The organism is Streptomyces sp. NPDC045998 (assembly GCF_056430285.1).
Window position 1 is genome coordinate 777001 of the sequence record NZ_JBWKLJ010000001.1, and the last position, 15271, is coordinate 792271.

Consider the following 15271-nt stretch of genomic DNA (forward strand, 5'->3'; position numbering starts at 1 on the left):
GGCTAAGCGTAATGGCCACCCGTACGGCCACGACCGGCCCGTCCGCGCAACGGGACGGCAGCGCGTCCGGCGCGGGCCACTTCGAGCCGCACACCGGCGCGCGCGTCGAGGAACCGGCCCAGCGGATCCTCCCCGGCCGAGGCCCACGGAAACGACGTCGCATGCGGCCCGATGAGCCGGAACTGCTCCAGCGCCGCCGCCCACCGCGCCCGCCCGACCAGCACGTAGGCCAGCACGTTGCGCACCTCGGCCGGCCACGGGTCGCCCGCCCCGTACCGTCCGGACAGCTCGATGGCCAGGTCCGCCGCCGCGTCGATCCGGTCCGCCTGTACGGAGCCGACGCCGCCGGCCGTCAGCTGCGTGAACGCCGCCCGCACCGGCAGCGCCCTTATCAGCGAACCGGGCAGCGCGTCGGCCGCGGCCTGCTCGGCGAAGTGGAAGCACTCGCGGTGCGCGCCGCGCCGCTGGACCGACAGGTAGGTGAGCGCGGCGACATGGCAGCCGTAGTGGTGCGCGGAGCGCCGCACGGCCTGCTCCCACAGCGACTCGAACGCCGTGTGCGTGGCGTGGGTGCCGCGCGCGTGGTCCAGCGCCAGCCGCCACGGCACCGGGTCGCGCGGAGCCGCGTCGGCCGCCGCGCCGATCAGCGGCCCCAGCTCGCGCAGCCGCTCGGCGCGCGCCGGCGACGCCCACGCCCTGCGGATCTCCAGCTCGGCGTGGACCAGGAGCGCGTCCGGGTCACGCGGGGCGCGCGCCAGCCAGCGGCTCAGCCACTCGTCGCGGCTGCGCGCGAACGCGGCCAGCCGCACCACGTACCGGTCGCGGCTCTCCCACTCGGCCGCCTCGCGGGTGGCCGCCAGCAGTGCGGCGGCCGGGGCGTGGTCCCCCAGCGCGGCGGCGACCAGCGCCGGGCCGAGCCGCTCGTCCGGCGCGTCGAGCAGCACCGCGTGGTCCGGCGGAAGCCCGTCCGCGGGTTGCGGGCCGCCGCGCCGTCCCGCACGGGCGGTGCTGAGCAGAGCACGGAGCAATGACATGGTGCGGACCATTGAAAAACGCAGGTGGGGACCGCGCCAGTGGCCTGCTGTGAAGCTTTCGTAGCGGCGGAATGGTTGCATCCCCGAATGTCAAGAGACCGTAAAGAAAGCGGTGTCCCGGCGGCGAATCGGGGCACATTCGTCGCACGCCGGTACGGAAGGCGGCCGTTTGTTCAGCTCGCCCGCAGCCCGCCTCGGCTCGGGCTCAGCGCTCGGCCCGCCGCCGCTCAGGCGCGGCTCGGCCTCAGCTCCGCCGCAGCAGCCGTGAGGCACCCGCCGCCACCGTCGTGGCCAGGACCCATCCCAGCAGGATCAGCACGGCCGAGGCCCACTGCCATATGCCCTCCAGGCGCCAGTACCCGTCCTGCCCCAGGTTGATCACCGGCAGCAGCAGATCGAGCGCGTACAGCGGGGCGTTCCACTCGGGGTGCTCGTCCCCCTTTATCGCGGCGGGGTCGCACTGCGCGAAGGCCAGCGCCCCCGCCGCCCACAGCACCGCCATCCACAGCGCCGCCCGGCCCGGCCGGTAGCCGTACGCCACCGTCCAGTCCTGGAGGTATCCCCAGAGCTTCGCGGCCAGCGGCAGCGTCTCGCGCCGCCTGCGCTGCTTGGCCAGCAGTACCTCGCGCGCGTCCGCGTCCTCCCCGCTGTTGCGCAGCACCGCCGCGAGCCGTTCGTACGGCTCCGGCGCGTACTCGGGGGTCGCAGCCGCCACCCACTCCAGGCGCCGGGCGAGCGGGAAGTGCCCGTACGGCACGAGGTTCTCGTACACGAAACCGCCCATCGCCAGCCCGCCCGGCCCCGGCCAGCTGGTGGACAGGTCGATCAGCGTGACGACCTTCGCGCCGTTCAGCACGACCCGGCCCTCTTCCGGGCGCTCGCCGTTGAACCGCAGCTCCGGGGTGACGATCCGGCGCAGCGACAGCTCCTCCTTCCGCTCCGACGACAGCAAGAAGCGCGCGTGGTGGAAGTCGACCGCGTCACCGAAACGTCCGTCGTCCAGCCGCACCCCGCCCCGGCACTCGAAGGGCTGTATCCGGGCTCCGCGCATCGGCGTGTTGAAGTTGGCGAGCCCTCCCGGCGGTGTCGTCCCCGCCACGTTCCCCGAGTCGCTCACCCACGCGTACGTCATGTAGAGCGTGCGCTCCACGCTCAGCTGCGGCGCGTTGAGCGCCCGCCGGCCCTCCGCGCCGCGCAGCCGGCTGCCCCGCAGGTTCAGCGACACGCCGATCTTCGCGCCGCGCAGCGACAGCTCGCCGTACGTCTCGATCAGCTCCGCCTGCAGGTCCTGCGCGACCGACATGCCGTCCGCGACGATCGCCCGCCCGTTCCGGTCCGGCCGGACGTGGATCTGGTTGATGAGCAGGTCCGTGCCGATCTGGGCGTCCGTGAGCCGGATGCCGCGCTCCACCCGGCAGCGCGGCAGATGCAGATCGCCCTCCGTGTGCAGCCGGGCCGCCTCCAGCCGCGGTATCGCGCACCCGACCATGCGCAGCGTGCCGAACCGGCACTCCGGCAGCACCACTTCGTTCTCGAACCGGCAGCCGTGCAGCTCCACGTACGGGGAGACCGTGCCGCCCGCCAGGTCCAGCGTCCCGGTGATCTGCACCCCGCGCAGCTTCAGCGCCGACACCCGCCCCGGCAGGGCCGGCGGCCCGTCGAGGAGCAGCAGCGCGACCACCCGGGCGCGCACGCTGCGCTCGGGCGGCCAGGCGCGCGGCGAGAACGGATCGTCCAGCACCGCGTTGCCCACGCTTAGGTCGTAGGTCGCGCCGATCCGGAACGCCTGCCACATGCCCAGCTCGCTCGGGCTGAGGTCGCCCGGTACGTCGTCGTCGTGCGGCTCGGTCACTGCCGCCCCCTCCGCTTCCCCTGTTCGTACGGTTGTTCTTCCCTCTGTGTGACGGACCGAACGCTAACGGTCAGGTGTGACGACAAGACGCCACTGCGGCTTGTATCAGCCAGTGATACGGACGTCCGGCCGTGCGACGCCGTCTGAGAGAATTGACCTGTGATCTCACGAATCGATCTGCGTGGCGACGCCCTCCCGACGGGCGGCGCCCTGCGCGACCTGCTGCCCCGTGCCGAGTTCGACGTGGAAGCCGCCCTGGAGAAGGTGCGGCCCATCTGCGAGGCCGTGCATCATCGCGGGGACGCGGCGCTGATCGACTACGCGGAGAAGTTCGACGGTGTGGTCCTCGACCAGGTCCGCGTCCCGGCGGCCGCGCTCACGCGCGCGCTGGAGGAGCTGGACCCGGCCGTCCGCGCCGGTCTGGAGGAGTCGATCCGGCGCGCCCGCATCGTCCACCGCGAGCAGCGCCGCACCCCGCACACCACCCAGGTCGTGCCCGGCGGCACCGTGACCGAGAAGTGGGTTCCGGTCGAGCGCGTCGGGCTGTACGCACCGGGCGGCCGCTCCGTCTACCCCTCGTCCGTGATCATGAACGCCGTACCGGCGCAGGAGGCGGGCGTCGAGTCCATCGCCCTCGCCTCGCCGCCGCAGCGCGAGCACGGCGGCCTGCCGCACCCGACGATCCTCGCCGCCTGCGCCCTCCTCGGCGTCGACGAGGTGTACGCCGTGGGCGGCGCCCAGGCCGTCGCCATGTTCGCGTACGGCACCGAGTCCTGCGCCCCCGCCAACATGGTCACCGGCCCCGGCAACATCTGGGTCGCCGCCGCCAAGCGGTACTTCACCGGCCGGATCGGCATCGACACCGAGGCCGGCCCGACGGAGATCGCCGTCCTCGCCGACGACACCGCCGACCCGGTGCACATCGCCGCCGACCTGATCAGCCAGGCCGAGCACGACCCGCTCGCCGCCGCCGTCCTCGTCACCGACTCCGTCGACCTCGCCGAGGCCGTCGAGAAGGAGCTGGAGCCGCAGGTCGCGGCCACCCGGCACGTCGAGGACCGGATCCTGCCCGCCCTGCGCGGGCGGCAGTCCGCGATCGTGCTCGTCGACGGCCTGGAGGAGGGCCTGCGCGTGGTCGACGCGTACGGCGCCGAGCACCTGGAGATCCAGACCGCCGACGCCGCCGCCGTCGCGGACCGCGTCCGCAACGCGGGCGCGATCTTCGTCGGCCCCTGGGCGCCGGTCTCCCTCGGCGACTACTGCGCGGGCTCCAACCACGTCCTGCCCACCGGCGGCTGCGCCTGCCACTCCTCGGGCCTGTCCGTCCAGTCCTTCCTGCGCGGCATCCACATCGTGGACTACACGCGCGACGCGCTCGCCGAGGTCGCCCACCACGTGGTGACGCTCGCCGAGGCGGAGGACCTGCCCGCGCACGGCGCGGCCATCAAGGCCCGCTTCGGGTGGAAGGTGCCGCAGCAGTGACCGCCCCCGACACCGTCGGCATCGACGACCTGCCCATCCGCGACGAGCTGCGCGGCAAGTCCCCGTACGGCGCGCCCCAGCTCGACGTGCCCGTACGCCTCAACACCAACGAGAACCCGTACCCGCTGCCCGAGCCGCTCGTCGAGCGCATCGCCGAGCGTGTCCGGGAGGCGGCCCGTACGCTCAACCGCTACCCCGACCGGGACGCCGTCGAGCTCCGTACGGCCCTCGCCGCCTATCTCACGCGTACCACCGGATACGACGTGGGCCTCGCCAACCTCTGGGCCGCCAACGGCTCCAACGAGGTCATCCAGCAGCTGCTGCAGACCTTCGGCGGACCGGGCCGCCTCGCGATCGGCTTCGAGCCCTCGTACTCCATGCACGGACTGATCTCACGCGGGACCGGGACGGGCTGGATCTCCGGGCCGCGCACCGACGACTTCCGCGTGGACGTGGACGCGGCCAGGGCCGCCATCGCCCGGCACCGCCCCGACGTCGTCTTCGTCACCTCGCCCAACAACCCCACGGGCACCGCCGTCGAGGCCGACACCGTACTGGCGCTGTACGAGGCCGCGCAGGCCGCCAAGCCGTCGCTGGTCGTCGTCGACGAGGCGTACGTGGAGTTCAGCCACCGCCCCTCGCTGCTGCCGCTGATCGAGGGCCGGCCCCACCTGGTGGTCTCCCGGACCATGTCCAAGGCGTTCGGCGCCGCCGGACTGCGCCTGGGCTACCTGGCCGCGCACCCGGCCGTGGTCGACGCCGTCCAGCTCGTACGCCTGCCGTACCACCTGTCGGCCGTCACCCAGGCCACGGCGCTCGCCGCCCTGGAGCACACCGATACGCTGCTGGGGTACGTCGAGCAGCTCAAGGCCGAGCGCGACCGGATCGTCGCCGAGCTGCGCGCCATCGGGTACGAGGTGACCGAGTCCGACGCCAACTTCGTCCAGTTCGGACGCTTCACCGGCGAGGGCGGCGCCCATGCCGTCTGGCAGCGGATCCTCGACCGGGGCGTCCTGGTCCGGGACAACGGCGTACCGGGGTGGCTGCGGGTCACCGCCGGCACCCCCGAAGAGAACGACGCGTTCCTGGATGCGGTTCGCGCACTGAAGAAGGAGCAGAGTTCATGAGCCGCGTAGGACGGGTCGAGCGCACCACCAAGGAGACGTCCGTCGTCGTCGAGATAGACCTCGACGGCACCGGAAAGGTCGACGTGTCGACCGGCGTCGGCTTCTACGACCACATGCTCGACCAGCTCGGCCGCCACGGTCTGTTCGACCTCACCGTCAAGACCGACGGCGACCTGCACATCGACTCGCACCACACCATCGAGGACACCGCCCTCGCGCTGGGCGCCGCCTTCAAGCAGGCGCTCGGCGACAAGGTCGGCATCTACCGCTTCGGCAACTGCACCGTGCCGCTCGACGAGTCCCTCGCCCAGGTGACGGTCGACCTCTCCGGCCGCCCCTACCTGGTGCACACGGAGCCGGAGAACATGGCGCCGATGATCGGCTCGTACGACACGACCATGACCCGGCACATCCTGGAGTCCTTCGTCGCGCAGGCGCAGATCGCGCTCCACGTCCACGTGCCGTACGGGCGCAACGCCCACCACATCGTGGAGTGCCAGTTCAAGGCCCTCGCCCGCGCCCTGCGCTACGCCTCCGAGCGCGACCCGCGCGCGGCCGGGATCCTGCCCTCCACGAAGGGCGCGCTGTGACGGGTCTCTCGACCATCCTCATCGTCGTCGGCCTCTTCCTGACCGGCGGCGTGTACTCCTTCACCAAGCAGGAGATGCCCAAGGGACTCATCGTCCTGCTGGCCATCGCGTCGGTGATGTGCCTGGTCGCCGGCGTCATGCGGATTCAGGGGATCTGGGAATGACTTCCAAGAAGGTCGTGGTCTTCGACTACGGGTTCGGCAACGTCCGCTCCGCCGAGCGGGCCCTCGCCCGCGTCGGCGCCGACGTCGAGATCACCCGCGACTACGACAAGGCCATGAACGCCGACGGGCTGCTCGTCCCCGGCGTGGGCGCCTTCTCCGCCTGCATGACGGGGCTCAAGGAGGCCCGCGGCCACTGGATCGTGGAGCGCCGGCTCTCCGGCGGCCGCCCCGTGATGGGCATCTGCGTCGGCATGCAGATCCTCTTCGCGCGCGGCATCGAGCACGGCGTGGAGACCGAGGGCCTCGACGAGTGGCCCGGCACGGTCGGACCGCTCCAGGCCCCGATCGTGCCCCACATGGGCTGGAACACCGTCGAGTCGCCCGGGGACAGCGAGCTCTTCGCCGGCCTCGACGCCGACGCCCGGTTCTACTTCGTGCACTCCTACGCCGTGCACGACTGGGACCTGGAGATCACGAACCCCGCCATGCGCGCGCCGAAGGTCACCTGGTCCACGCACGGCGAGCGGTTCGTGGCGGCCGTCGAGAACGGCGCGCTGTGGGCGACGCAGTTCCACCCGGAGAAGTCCGGCGACGCCGGCGCCCAGCTGCTGACCAACTGGCTCCACACCTTCTGACCCCACCTTCCGACCTCCCCTTCTGATCTCCCTCCAAAGGATCTAGGACCCGCTGAGATGAGCAAGCTCGAACTCCTCCCCGCCGTCGACGTCCGGGACGGCCAGGCCGTACGGCTCGTCCATGGCGAGTCCGGCACGGAGACGTCGTACGGCTCTCCCCTGGAGGCGGCCCTGACCTGGCAGCGGGCGGGCGCCGAGTGGCTCCATCTGGTCGACCTCGACGCCGCCTTCGGCACCGGTGACAACCGGCAGCTGATCGCCGAGGTGGCCAAGGCCATGGACATCAAGGTGGAGCTCTCCGGCGGCATCCGCGACGACGCCTCGCTCGCCGCCGCGCTCGCCACCGGCTGCACCCGGGTCAACCTGGGCACCGCCGCCCTGGAGACCCCGGAGTGGGTCGCCAAGGTCATCGCCGAGCACGGCGACAAGATCGCGGTCGGCCTGGATGTCCGCGGCACGACGCTGCGCGGCCGCGGCTGGACCCGCGACGGCGGCGACCTGTACGAGACGCTGGCCCGCCTCGACTCCGAGGGCTGCTCCCGTTACGTGGTCACCGACATCGCCAAGGACGGCACGCTCCAGGGCCCGAACCTGGAGCTCCTGCGCAACGTCTGCGCCGCCACCGACAAGCCGGTCGTCGCCTCCGGTGGCGTCTCCTCGCTCGACGACCTGCGCGCCATCGCCGCGCTCGTCCCCGAGGGCGTCGAGGGCGCGATCGTCGGCAAGGCGCTGTACGCCAAGGCGTTCACCCTGGAGGAGGCCCTCGCGGCCGTCGCGGCGGTGGCCGAATGACCGCTTCCGTACGCAAGGTCGTGACCGGCGCGCCCTGGGAGGAGCAGTTCGGCTACTCCCGCGCCGTGGAGCTGCCGAACGGCCTGGTCCTGGTCTCCGGCTGCACCTCCGTCGTCGACGGCCAGATCGCCGAGGGCGGCCCCTACGAGCAGGCGGTCAACTCCTTCAACGTGGCCTTCGGCGCACTGGAGCAGCTCGGCCTGGGCGCGGCGGACGTGGTCCGCACCCGCATGTACATCACCCACGCGCGGGACGTGGACGAGGTCGGCCGGGCCCACAAGGAGCTGTTCGACGCCGTCCGGCCCGCCGCATCCATGATCATCGTCTCCGGTTTCGTCGACCCCCGGCTGGTCGTCGAGGTCGAGATCGAGGCGTACCGAGGAACAGAGCGAGGAGCGCAGTCCTCATGACCCTCGCGGTCCGAGTCATCCCCTGCCTGGACGTCGACAACGGCCGGGTCGTCAAGGGCGTCAACTTCCAGAACCTGCGCGACGCGGGCGACCCCGTCGAGATGGCCAAGCTGTACGACGCCGAGGGCGCCGACGAGCTGACCTTCCTCGACATCACCGCGTCGTCCGGCAACCGGGAGACCACCTACGACGTGGTGCGCCGCACCGCCGAGCAGGTCTTCATCCCGCTGACCGTCGGCGGCGGCGTCCGCAGCGCCGAGGACGTCGACAAGCTGCTGCGCGCCGGTGCCGACAAGGTCGGCGTCAACACCGCGGCGATCGCCCGCCCCGAGCTGATCCAGGAGATCGCCGAGCGCTTCGGCCGCCAGGTGCTGGTCCTGTCGGTCGACGCCCGCCGCACCCCCCAGGGCACCTTCGAGGTCACCACGCACGGCGGCCGCCGCGGCACCGGCATCGACGCCGTCGAGTGGGCCCACCGGGCCGCCGAGCTGGGCGCGGGCGAGATCCTGCTCAACTCGATGGACGCGGACGGCACCAAGGACGGCTACGACACCGAGATGATCGCGGCCGTGCGCAAGCACGTCACGGTCCCGGTGATCGCCTCCGGCGGCGCCGGCAAGCTCGCCGACTTCCCGCCCGCCATCGACGCGGGCGCGGACGCGGTGCTGGCGGCCTCGGTCTTCCACTTCGGCGACCTGCGGATCTCCGAGGTCAAGGACACCCTGCGCGAGGCCGGCCACCCGGTCCGCTGACGCGGCACCCGCCGTCCGCCGGGCTCGGCGGACGGGGCAGACCTGCGCGCCAGGCCGGGGTACCGGCAGACCCGCGCGCCAGGCCCGGCGGGCGGCTCAGGCCGCCCGCTGGGCCAGCTGTATGAGGTTGCCGACGGTGTCGTCCAGCACGGCCGTCAGCACCGGACCCTGCTCCATGGGCGCCTGCGTGAACCGCACGCCCAGGCCGCTCAGCCGCTCGTGCTCCGCCCGCAGGTCGTCCACCGAGAGCACCAGGCACGGCAGCCCGGCCTCGCGCAGCCCCTTCCGGTACTGCGCCGCCAGCGGGCTGTCCCCGGGCTCCAGCAGCAGCTCCACGTCCTGGCCGGGCGCGGCCACCGTGATGAACCGCGCCCCGCCCAGATCCAGGTCGGTTCTCGTCTCGAAGCCGAGCACGCCGGTGTAGAAGGCCTGCGCCTTCGCCTCGTCGTCGACGTACACGCTCGTCATCGCGATCCTGATCATCGTCCGCCTCCGGGGTCCGCCGGGATGAACCACGTACGTCCGATGATGCCCGCCACCACTGACAGTGGCCGATCGCGCGCCGTCGCCGCAGGTCGGAGGCGTCCGGCGGCAGCCGTCAGATACCCAGCTGCTTGGCCCCGTGCAGCCGCTCCACGGCCTCCTTGTCGCCCTCGACCTCCACGCTCGCCGCGTCCTGGCGGCCGAACGCGAACATCGTCAGCTCGCCCGGCTCCCCGGTCACCGTGACCACCGGGGTGCCCCGGCGGCCCACCGCCGTCTGGCCGTTCGGGCGGCGCAGCACCAGACCCACCGGCACCTTGCGGCACAGCATCCGCGCCCCCTTCTCCAGGCGCGACCACAGCGCGTCCGCGAAGACCGGGTCCAGCTCGCGCGGCGTCCAGTCCGGCTGGGCCCGCCGCACGTCCTCGGCGTGGACGTAGAACTCGACCGTGTTGGCCCCCTCGTCGACCTGCTTGAGCGCGTACGGGGACATCCTCGGTGGCCCCGTACGGATCAGCTGGATCAGTTCGTCGTACGGCTTCGAGGCGTACTCCGCCTGCACCTGCTCCAGGCGGGCGCGCAGCGGCCCGATCAGGATTCCCGCAGCGGCGTCCGGGCGGCGCTCGCGCACCACCACATGGGCCGCGAGGTCCCGGGTCTTCCACCCCTCGCACAGGGTCAGGGCATCCGGGCCCGCCGCTTCCAACAGATCGGCGAGCAGAAGTCGTTCACGCTTGGCATGGGTCGACATGGGCGCCAGCGTACGGGGGCAGGGCCCGGTCCGCCCAGTGGACGTGCCCCCGGGCCGACCCCGGGGCCACGGCACAATGGCGACATGACCAGCAACCTTGACCCGGCCATCGCCGCCCGTCTCAAGCGCAGCCCCGACGGGCTGGTCCCGGCCATCGCCCAGCAGTACGACACCGGCGAGGTGCTCATGCTCGGCTGGATGGACGACGAGGCCCTGCACCGCACCCTCACCACCGGCCGCTGCACCTACTGGTCCCGCAGCCGCCGCGAGTACTGGGTCAAGGGCGACACCTCCGGTCACGTCCAGCACGTCAAGTCCGTCGCCCTGGACTGCGACGCCGACACCGTCCTGGTCAAGGTCGACCAGGTGGGGGCCGCCTGCCACACCGGCGCCCGTACCTGCTTCGACGCCGACGTCCTCCCCCTCGCCGAATAGGGTCTGCCGCCATGGATCTCGAGACCTTCCGCAAGCTGGCGGCCGACCGCCGCGTCATCCCCGTCAGCCGCCGCCTGCTCGTGGACGGCGACACCCCGGTCGGGCTCTACCGCAAGCTCGCCGCCGAGCGCCCCGGGACCTTCCTGCTGGAGTCCGCCGAGAACGGCCGCTCCTGGTCCCGGTACTCCTTCGTCGGCGTCCGCAGCGCCGCCACCCTCACCGCGCGCGACGGACAGGCCCACTGGCTCGGCACCCCGCCCGTCGGCGTCCCCGTCGACGGCGACCCGCTGGAGGCGCTGCGCGCCACCATCGAGACGCTCCACACCCCCAGGGACCTCGCCTCCGGCCTCCCGCCCTTCACCGGCGGCATGGTCGGCTACCTCGGTTACGACGTCGTGCGCCGGCTGGAGCGCATCGGCGAGCACGGCCGCGACGACCTGCGGCTGCCCGAGCTCACCATGCTCCTCACCTCGGACCTCGCCGTCCTCGACCACTGGGACGGCACCGTCCTGCTGATCGCCAACGCGATCAACCACAACGACCTCGACACCGGCGTCGACGAGGCGTACGCCGACGCCGTCGCCCGCCTCGACGCCATGGCCGCCGACCTGGCCAAGCCGCTGGCGACGGAGCCCGCCGCCCTGCCGCCCTCCGAGCTGCCGCCGTACACCGCCTTGTGGGGCGGAAAGGCCTACCAGGACGCCGTCGAGGACATCAAGGAGCGCATCCGCGCGGGCGAGGCCTTCCAGGTGGTGCCCTCCCAGCGGTTCGAGACGCCCTGTACGGCCAGTGCCCTGGACGTCTACCGGGTGCTGCGGGCCACCAACCCGTCCCCGTACATGTACCTCTTCCGGTTCGACGGCTTCGACGTCGTCGGGTCCAGCCCCGAGGCACTGGTCAAGGTCGAGGACGGCCGCGCGATGGTGCACCCCATCGCCGGAACGCGTCCGCGCGGGGCCACCCCGCAGGAGGACCAGGCGCTCGCCGAGGAGCTCATCGCCGACCCCAAGGAGCGCGCCGAGCACCTCATGCTCGTCGACCTCGGCCGCAACGACCTGGGCCGGGTGTGCGAACCGGGCTCCGTCGAGGTCGTCGACTTCATGTCGATCGAGCGGTACTCGCACGTCATGCACATCGTCTCCACCGTCACCGGCCGCGTCGCCGAGGGCCGCACCGCCTTCGACGTGCTGACCGCCTGCTTCCCCGCCGGGACCCTGTCCGGCGCGCCCAAGCCGCGCGCCATGCAGATCATCGAGGAGCTGGAGCCCTCCCGGCGCGGACTGTACGGCGGCTGCGTCGGCTACCTGGACTTCGCCGGCGACTCCGACACCGCCATCGCCATCCGTACGGCCCTGCTGCGCGACGGCACGGCGTACGTCCAGGCCGGCGCCGGTGTCGTCGCCGACTCCGACCCGGTCGCCGAGGACACCGAATGCCGCAACAAGGCGGCCGCCGTGCTCCGCGCCGTGCACACCGCCAACCGGATGAACCACGCATGACGGCGTAAGGGATAGTGGAGTACGTGACTGCCGCATCCGTACCCCAGCCCCGTGCCACGCGCGCGGACGAGACGACGGCCGCCACCCGCGGCCGTCGCAGTCTCGCCGCCGCCCTGTTCCTCGGCGCCGTCGGAGCGGCCGTCGTCCTGCTCGCCTCCGGGCAGACCTGGGCCGAGGGCGAGGTCGCGGTGGGCGGCGGGGCGGCCCCGCTCGACGCCTCCGGCGGCGACGTCACCGGCGTACCCACCGCCCTCGCCATCGTCGGCCTGGCGGCCCTGGTGGCCGTCTTCGCGGTCCGCAGGGCCGGCCGCCTTCTGGTCTCCCTGCTGCTCACGCTGACCGGCGCGGGAGCGGCGGCCGCCGCGTACCTGGGCGCCTCCGACAGCGCCGCGCTGGACGAGAAGGCGGCGCGCACCACCGGGGACACCGCCGCCCGCGTGGACGCCCTCACGCACACCCCCTGGCCGTACGTGACGGCGGCCGGCGGCCTGCTGCTCCTGCTGGCCGGACTGCTGGCCCTGCGCTACGGCCGTACCTGGCCCGCCATGTCCGGGCGGTACGAACGCGACGGCGCCCCCCGGGCACGCGCGGCACGGCGCCCCGTGGACCCGGAGCGCCCCGAGGAGCTGTGGAAGGCCCTGGACCGCGGCGAGGACCCCACGCGCGGCGCCTGACGCCCGGGGGACGGCTCCGGGCGGCCGCCGGCGCGAGGGTGACCCCGGATCACCCCGCACGCGCGCGTGCGGGACAATATCGGCGAGCGTCCGCACTCGGCGGGGCCGTAACAGAGCAACATCAACGAGGAGCAACTCATGGCGGGCAGCGACCACGGACACACCCCGGCCGCCTGGACCGGTGTCATCATCTCCTTCGCCGGCTTCTGCGTCGCCGGTGCCTTCATGGTGGCGGCCAACCCGGTGGGCTTCTGGGCGGGCATCGGCGTCGTCCTGCTCGGCGGTGTCGTCGGTGCTGCCATGAAGGCCGCCGGACTCGGCGCGAAGCCGTCCCCGGAGCTCGATCGCGCCCGCGAGGAGGCCGCCCGCGCCGACCACACGCCCGAGACCGCTCACGCGGGCCGCTCCTGACCCGTTCGGGCGCACCGGCGACACGGGGCGCGGTCCGGCACGGCCGGGCTGCGCCTTTCCGTATCGCCGGGGACAATCCCCGGGTGGACGACGCCTTGCCGAACAGCCCGAACAGCCCGAACAGCCCGAACAGCCCGAGCAGCCCCGCCCCGTACGGCGCGGACCCTTACGGCGCGGACCCGTGCGGCGCGGGTCCGCACACACCGGTCCCGCCCGCCTCGGGGCCGCCGGCCGTGCAGCGTCCGCCGCACGCACCGACCCCCGCCCCGGCCCCGCCCCCGCTCGTACGGCGCCTCGCGGCGCCCGTGGGCACGCTGGCCGCGGTCGCCGCGGCCTTCGCGTACGTGGGCGCCGTCGACCCCAACGAGCCCGGCCACTACCCGGTCTGCCCGCTGCTGCGGTTCACCGGCCTCTACTGCCCCGGCTGCGGCGGCCTGCGCAGCGCCCACGCCTTCGTCCACGGTGACCTGGCCGCCGCCCTAGAGGCCAACGCCGTCGCCGTCGCCGGGTACGTCGCCTTCGCCGTCCTGATGGCCCTCTGGCTCGTACGGGCCGTGCGCGCGCAGCCCGTACGGATCGACATCGGACAGGTGTGGGTCTGGTCCTTCGGCGCCCTCCTGGTGCTGTTCGCCGTCGTCCGGAACCTGCCCTTCGGGTCCGCGCTCGCTCCGTGAACCCACAGGCCAGCGCGGTGCGCACCACCGGGTGCGCACACTGTCGCCGTCGGCGGATACCATCGAGGTGACTGATCCGGCTCCAACATCACCCTCCGGAAGGGGGCCTCTCGCGTGAGTGTGCTCGACGAGATCATCGAGGGCGTACGCGCCGACCTCGCGGAGCGGCAGGCGCGGGTCTCCCTCGACGAGCTCAAGGAGCGGGCGGCGAAGGCGCCCCAGGCCAAGGACGGCGCGGCCGCGCTCCGCGGCGACGGCGTCCAGGTCATCTGCGAGGTGAAGCGCTCCAGCCCGTCCAAGGGAGCGCTCGCCGCGATCGCCGACCCGGCCGGGCTCGCCGCGGACTACGAAGCGGGCGGCGCCGCCGTCATCTCCGTCCTGACCGAAGAGCGCCGCTTCGGCGGCTCCCTCGCCGACCTGGAGGCCGTCCGCGCCCGGGTCGACATCCCGGTCCTCCGCAAGGACTTCATCGTCACCGCCTACCAGCTGTGGGAGGCACGGGCGTACGGCGCCGACCTCGCCCTGCTGATCGTCGCCGCCCTCGACCAGCCCGCCCTGGAGTCCCTCATCGAGCGGGCCGAGTCCATCGGCCTCACCCCGCTCGTCGAGGTCCACGACGAGGAGGAGGTCGAGCGCGCCGTCGCCGCCGGTGCACGCGTCATCGGCGTCAACGCGCGCAACCTGAAGACCCTCAAGGTCGACCGCGCCACCTTCGAGCGGGTCGGCCCCGAGATCCCGGACGGCATCGTCAAGGTCGCCGAGTCCGGCATCCGCGGCCCGCACGACCTGATCGCCTACGCCAACGCGGGGGCCGACGCCGTCCTCGTCGGCGAGTCGCTCGTCACCGGCCGCGACCCCAAGGCCGCGGTGGCCGACCTGGTCGCCGCCGGCGCCCACCCCGCCCTGCGGCACGGACGGGGCTGACCCCGCCATGACCGCCGCCGCCCGCGCCCTCGCGCCGACCCCGCACCCCGCGCCCGCGCGCCCGGTGCGGTCGGCCGACGGGGCGTGCGCGCGTGCGGCCGGTCGCACGGCGCCCTCCACGGCTTCCCACACGGCCTCCGCCACCGCCGTCACCCGCGCCTGCGTGGGTGCGGGCGTGGGCGTGGGCGCCGGCTCCCCGACGGCGGGCCGCCCCCGCCGCCCGTACGCGCCCGGCCTCGCGACCGGCCCGTACGCCCTCCCCGACGCGTACGCCCGGCTCGCCCGCGGCTGCCGCCCGCGCGGCTGCCGGGCCCCGGCCCGGCGGGTGCACGGGCGCCGCGTCCGCTACGTCATCGGCGACGAGCCCGGCCAGGTCAACGGCATGCGATGGCGCGCGCGCACCGCGCGCCCCCACCACCGCTAGCCCGCCGCCCCTCGCCGGAGCGTCCCCGTACGCGCGTACGGGCACGCCCCGCGACGTCTCCACGACGTCACGCGCGACGGGCGGGGAGCGGTGGCACCGGCGCACCCCGTGACCACCGTCCCGCACCGTCATCCGGGAGCGTTCGCGCCCCCGTGAGG

The 15271-nt window shown here is 73.4% G+C and carries 19 protein-coding genes; 15 read left to right on the forward strand and 4 right to left on the reverse strand.

Annotation, left to right across the window (positions count from 1 at the left end; all coding sequences use genetic code 11):
- Positions 1-2 precede the first annotated feature (2 nt).
- Both AC07FJ_RS03490 and AC07FJ_RS03495 read right to left on the reverse strand, forming a co-directional pair.
- Positions 3-1046 carry a hypothetical protein gene (locus AC07FJ_RS03490; RefSeq protein WP_479044761.1) on the reverse strand — a complete coding sequence of 348 codons (1044 nt, stop codon included), beginning with the start codon at positions 1044-1046 and terminating at the stop codon, positions 3-5.
- A gap of 232 nt (positions 1047-1278) precedes the next feature.
- Positions 1279-2886 (reverse strand): oxidoreductase, encoded by a 1608-nt coding sequence (locus AC07FJ_RS03495; RefSeq protein WP_479044762.1) that lies wholly within the window; start codon positions 2884-2886, stop codon positions 1279-1281.
- Between the two features lie 159 nt (positions 2887-3045).
- Between AC07FJ_RS03495 and hisD the strand changes: the two genes are divergently transcribed.
- The 8 genes from hisD to hisF are packed head-to-tail and all read left to right on the forward strand — an operon-like array spanning position 3046 to position 8838.
- Positions 3046-4368 carry a histidinol dehydrogenase gene (hisD, locus tag AC07FJ_RS03500; protein WP_479044764.1) on the forward strand — a complete coding sequence of 441 codons (1323 nt, stop codon included), beginning with the start codon at positions 3046-3048 and terminating at the stop codon, positions 4366-4368.
- Positions 4365-5495 carry a histidinol-phosphate transaminase gene (locus AC07FJ_RS03505; RefSeq protein ID WP_479044766.1) on the forward strand — a complete coding sequence of 377 codons (1131 nt, stop codon included), beginning with the start codon at positions 4365-4367 and terminating at the stop codon, positions 5493-5495. Before hisD ends, AC07FJ_RS03505 begins: the two co-directional genes overlap by 4 nt.
- Positions 5492-6085: an imidazoleglycerol-phosphate dehydratase HisB gene (gene hisB, locus AC07FJ_RS03510; protein WP_030492957.1), complete on the forward strand. Its 594-nt coding sequence runs from the start codon at positions 5492-5494 to the stop codon at positions 6083-6085. The genes AC07FJ_RS03505 and hisB overlap by 4 nt, the downstream gene beginning before the upstream one ends.
- Positions 6082-6249, forward strand: coding sequence for a hypothetical protein (locus AC07FJ_RS03515; RefSeq protein ID WP_479044769.1), 168 nt, complete (start codon positions 6082-6084; stop codon positions 6247-6249). Before hisB ends, AC07FJ_RS03515 begins: the two co-directional genes overlap by 4 nt.
- Positions 6246-6884 (forward strand): imidazole glycerol phosphate synthase subunit HisH, encoded by a 639-nt coding sequence (gene hisH / locus AC07FJ_RS03520; RefSeq protein ID WP_479044770.1) that lies wholly within the window; start codon positions 6246-6248, stop codon positions 6882-6884. The genes AC07FJ_RS03515 and hisH overlap by 4 nt, the downstream gene beginning before the upstream one ends.
- 57 nt (positions 6885-6941) lie before the next feature.
- The gene (priA, locus tag AC07FJ_RS03525) at positions 6942-7676 is read left to right on the forward strand and encodes a bifunctional 1-(5-phosphoribosyl)-5-((5-phosphoribosylamino)methylideneamino)imidazole-4-carboxamide isomerase/phosphoribosylanthranilate isomerase PriA (protein ID WP_355358373.1); all 735 of its coding nucleotides are present in this window, start codon (positions 6942-6944) and stop codon (positions 7674-7676) included.
- Complete coding sequence (locus tag AC07FJ_RS03530) at positions 7673-8086, forward strand: RidA family protein (protein ID WP_479044772.1); 414 nt, start codon at positions 7673-7675, stop codon at positions 8084-8086. The genes priA and AC07FJ_RS03530 overlap by 4 nt, the downstream gene beginning before the upstream one ends.
- Entirely contained in the window at positions 8083-8838 is a 756-nt protein-coding gene (gene hisF / locus AC07FJ_RS03535; RefSeq protein ID WP_361414619.1) for an imidazole glycerol phosphate synthase subunit HisF, read from the forward strand. Before AC07FJ_RS03530 ends, hisF begins: the two co-directional genes overlap by 4 nt.
- Before the next feature lie 96 nt (positions 8839-8934).
- Here the strand turns inward: hisF and AC07FJ_RS03540 are convergent, their stop codons facing one another.
- On the reverse strand, positions 8935-9321 hold the full coding sequence (locus tag AC07FJ_RS03540) for a VOC family protein (protein ID WP_479044776.1): 387 nt from the start codon (positions 9319-9321) through the stop codon (positions 8935-8937).
- A 115-nt stretch (positions 9322-9436) separates the two neighbouring features.
- Positions 9437-10072 carry a TIGR03085 family metal-binding protein gene (locus AC07FJ_RS03545; protein WP_479044778.1) on the reverse strand — a complete coding sequence of 212 codons (636 nt, stop codon included), beginning with the start codon at positions 10070-10072 and terminating at the stop codon, positions 9437-9439.
- Between the two features lie 84 nt (positions 10073-10156).
- On the opposite strand from AC07FJ_RS03545, the gene hisI reads away from it, so the two are divergent.
- From hisI to trpM, 7 genes are all read left to right on the forward strand, one after another.
- A complete protein-coding gene (gene hisI / locus AC07FJ_RS03550; protein WP_355358359.1) occupies positions 10157-10507 on the forward strand; it encodes a phosphoribosyl-AMP cyclohydrolase in 351 nt (116 codons plus the stop codon).
- An 11-nt stretch (positions 10508-10518) separates the two neighbouring features.
- On the forward strand, positions 10519-12006 hold the full coding sequence (locus tag AC07FJ_RS03555; RefSeq protein ID WP_479044781.1) for an anthranilate synthase component I: 1488 nt from the start codon (positions 10519-10521) through the stop codon (positions 12004-12006).
- A 14-nt stretch (positions 12007-12020) separates the two neighbouring features.
- The gene (locus AC07FJ_RS03560) at positions 12021-12680 is read left to right on the forward strand and encodes a TIGR02234 family membrane protein (protein WP_479044782.1); all 660 of its coding nucleotides are present in this window, start codon (positions 12021-12023) and stop codon (positions 12678-12680) included.
- Between the two features lie 138 nt (positions 12681-12818).
- Entirely contained in the window at positions 12819-13091 is a 273-nt protein-coding gene (locus AC07FJ_RS03565) for an HGxxPAAW family protein (RefSeq protein WP_479044784.1), read from the forward strand.
- Between the two features lie 83 nt (positions 13092-13174).
- Positions 13175-13765 (forward strand): DUF2752 domain-containing protein, encoded by a 591-nt coding sequence (locus AC07FJ_RS03570; RefSeq protein ID WP_479044787.1) that lies wholly within the window; start codon positions 13175-13177, stop codon positions 13763-13765.
- Between the two features lie 114 nt (positions 13766-13879).
- Positions 13880-14689, forward strand: coding sequence for an indole-3-glycerol phosphate synthase TrpC (gene trpC, locus AC07FJ_RS03575; protein ID WP_479044789.1), 810 nt, complete (start codon positions 13880-13882; stop codon positions 14687-14689).
- 175 nt (positions 14690-14864) lie between these two features.
- Positions 14865-15113, forward strand: coding sequence for a tryptophan biosynthesis modulator TrpM (gene trpM / locus AC07FJ_RS03580; protein WP_479045285.1), 249 nt, complete (start codon positions 14865-14867; stop codon positions 15111-15113).
- The last annotated feature ends 158 nt before the right edge of the window (positions 15114-15271 follow it).

Excerpts from the sequence above, each read along its gene's own strand:
- AC07FJ_RS03490 (WP_479044761.1), bottom strand. The coding sequence starts at position 1,046 with ATGGTCCGCACCATGTCATTGCTCCGTGCTCTGCTCAGCACCGCCCGT.
- hisB (WP_030492957.1), top strand. The coding sequence starts at position 5,492 with ATGAGCCGCGTAGGACGGGTCGAGCGCACCACCAAGGAGACGTCCGTC.
- hisH (WP_479044770.1), top strand. The coding sequence starts at position 6,246 with ATGACTTCCAAGAAGGTCGTGGTCTTCGACTACGGGTTCGGCAACGTC.
- priA (WP_355358373.1), top strand. The coding sequence starts at position 6,942 with ATGAGCAAGCTCGAACTCCTCCCCGCCGTCGACGTCCGGGACGGCCAG.
- AC07FJ_RS03530 (WP_479044772.1), top strand. The coding sequence starts at position 7,673 with ATGACCGCTTCCGTACGCAAGGTCGTGACCGGCGCGCCCTGGGAGGAG.
- hisF (WP_361414619.1), top strand. The coding sequence starts at position 8,083 with ATGACCCTCGCGGTCCGAGTCATCCCCTGCCTGGACGTCGACAACGGC.
- AC07FJ_RS03540 (WP_479044776.1), bottom strand. The coding sequence starts at position 9,321 with ATGATCAGGATCGCGATGACGAGCGTGTACGTCGACGACGAGGCGAAG.
- AC07FJ_RS03545 (WP_479044778.1), bottom strand. The coding sequence starts at position 10,072 with ATGTCGACCCATGCCAAGCGTGAACGACTTCTGCTCGCCGATCTGTTG.
- hisI (WP_355358359.1), top strand. The coding sequence starts at position 10,157 with ATGACCAGCAACCTTGACCCGGCCATCGCCGCCCGTCTCAAGCGCAGC.
- AC07FJ_RS03555 (WP_479044781.1), top strand. The coding sequence starts at position 10,519 with ATGGATCTCGAGACCTTCCGCAAGCTGGCGGCCGACCGCCGCGTCATC.
- AC07FJ_RS03565 (WP_479044784.1), top strand. The coding sequence starts at position 12,819 with ATGGCGGGCAGCGACCACGGACACACCCCGGCCGCCTGGACCGGTGTC.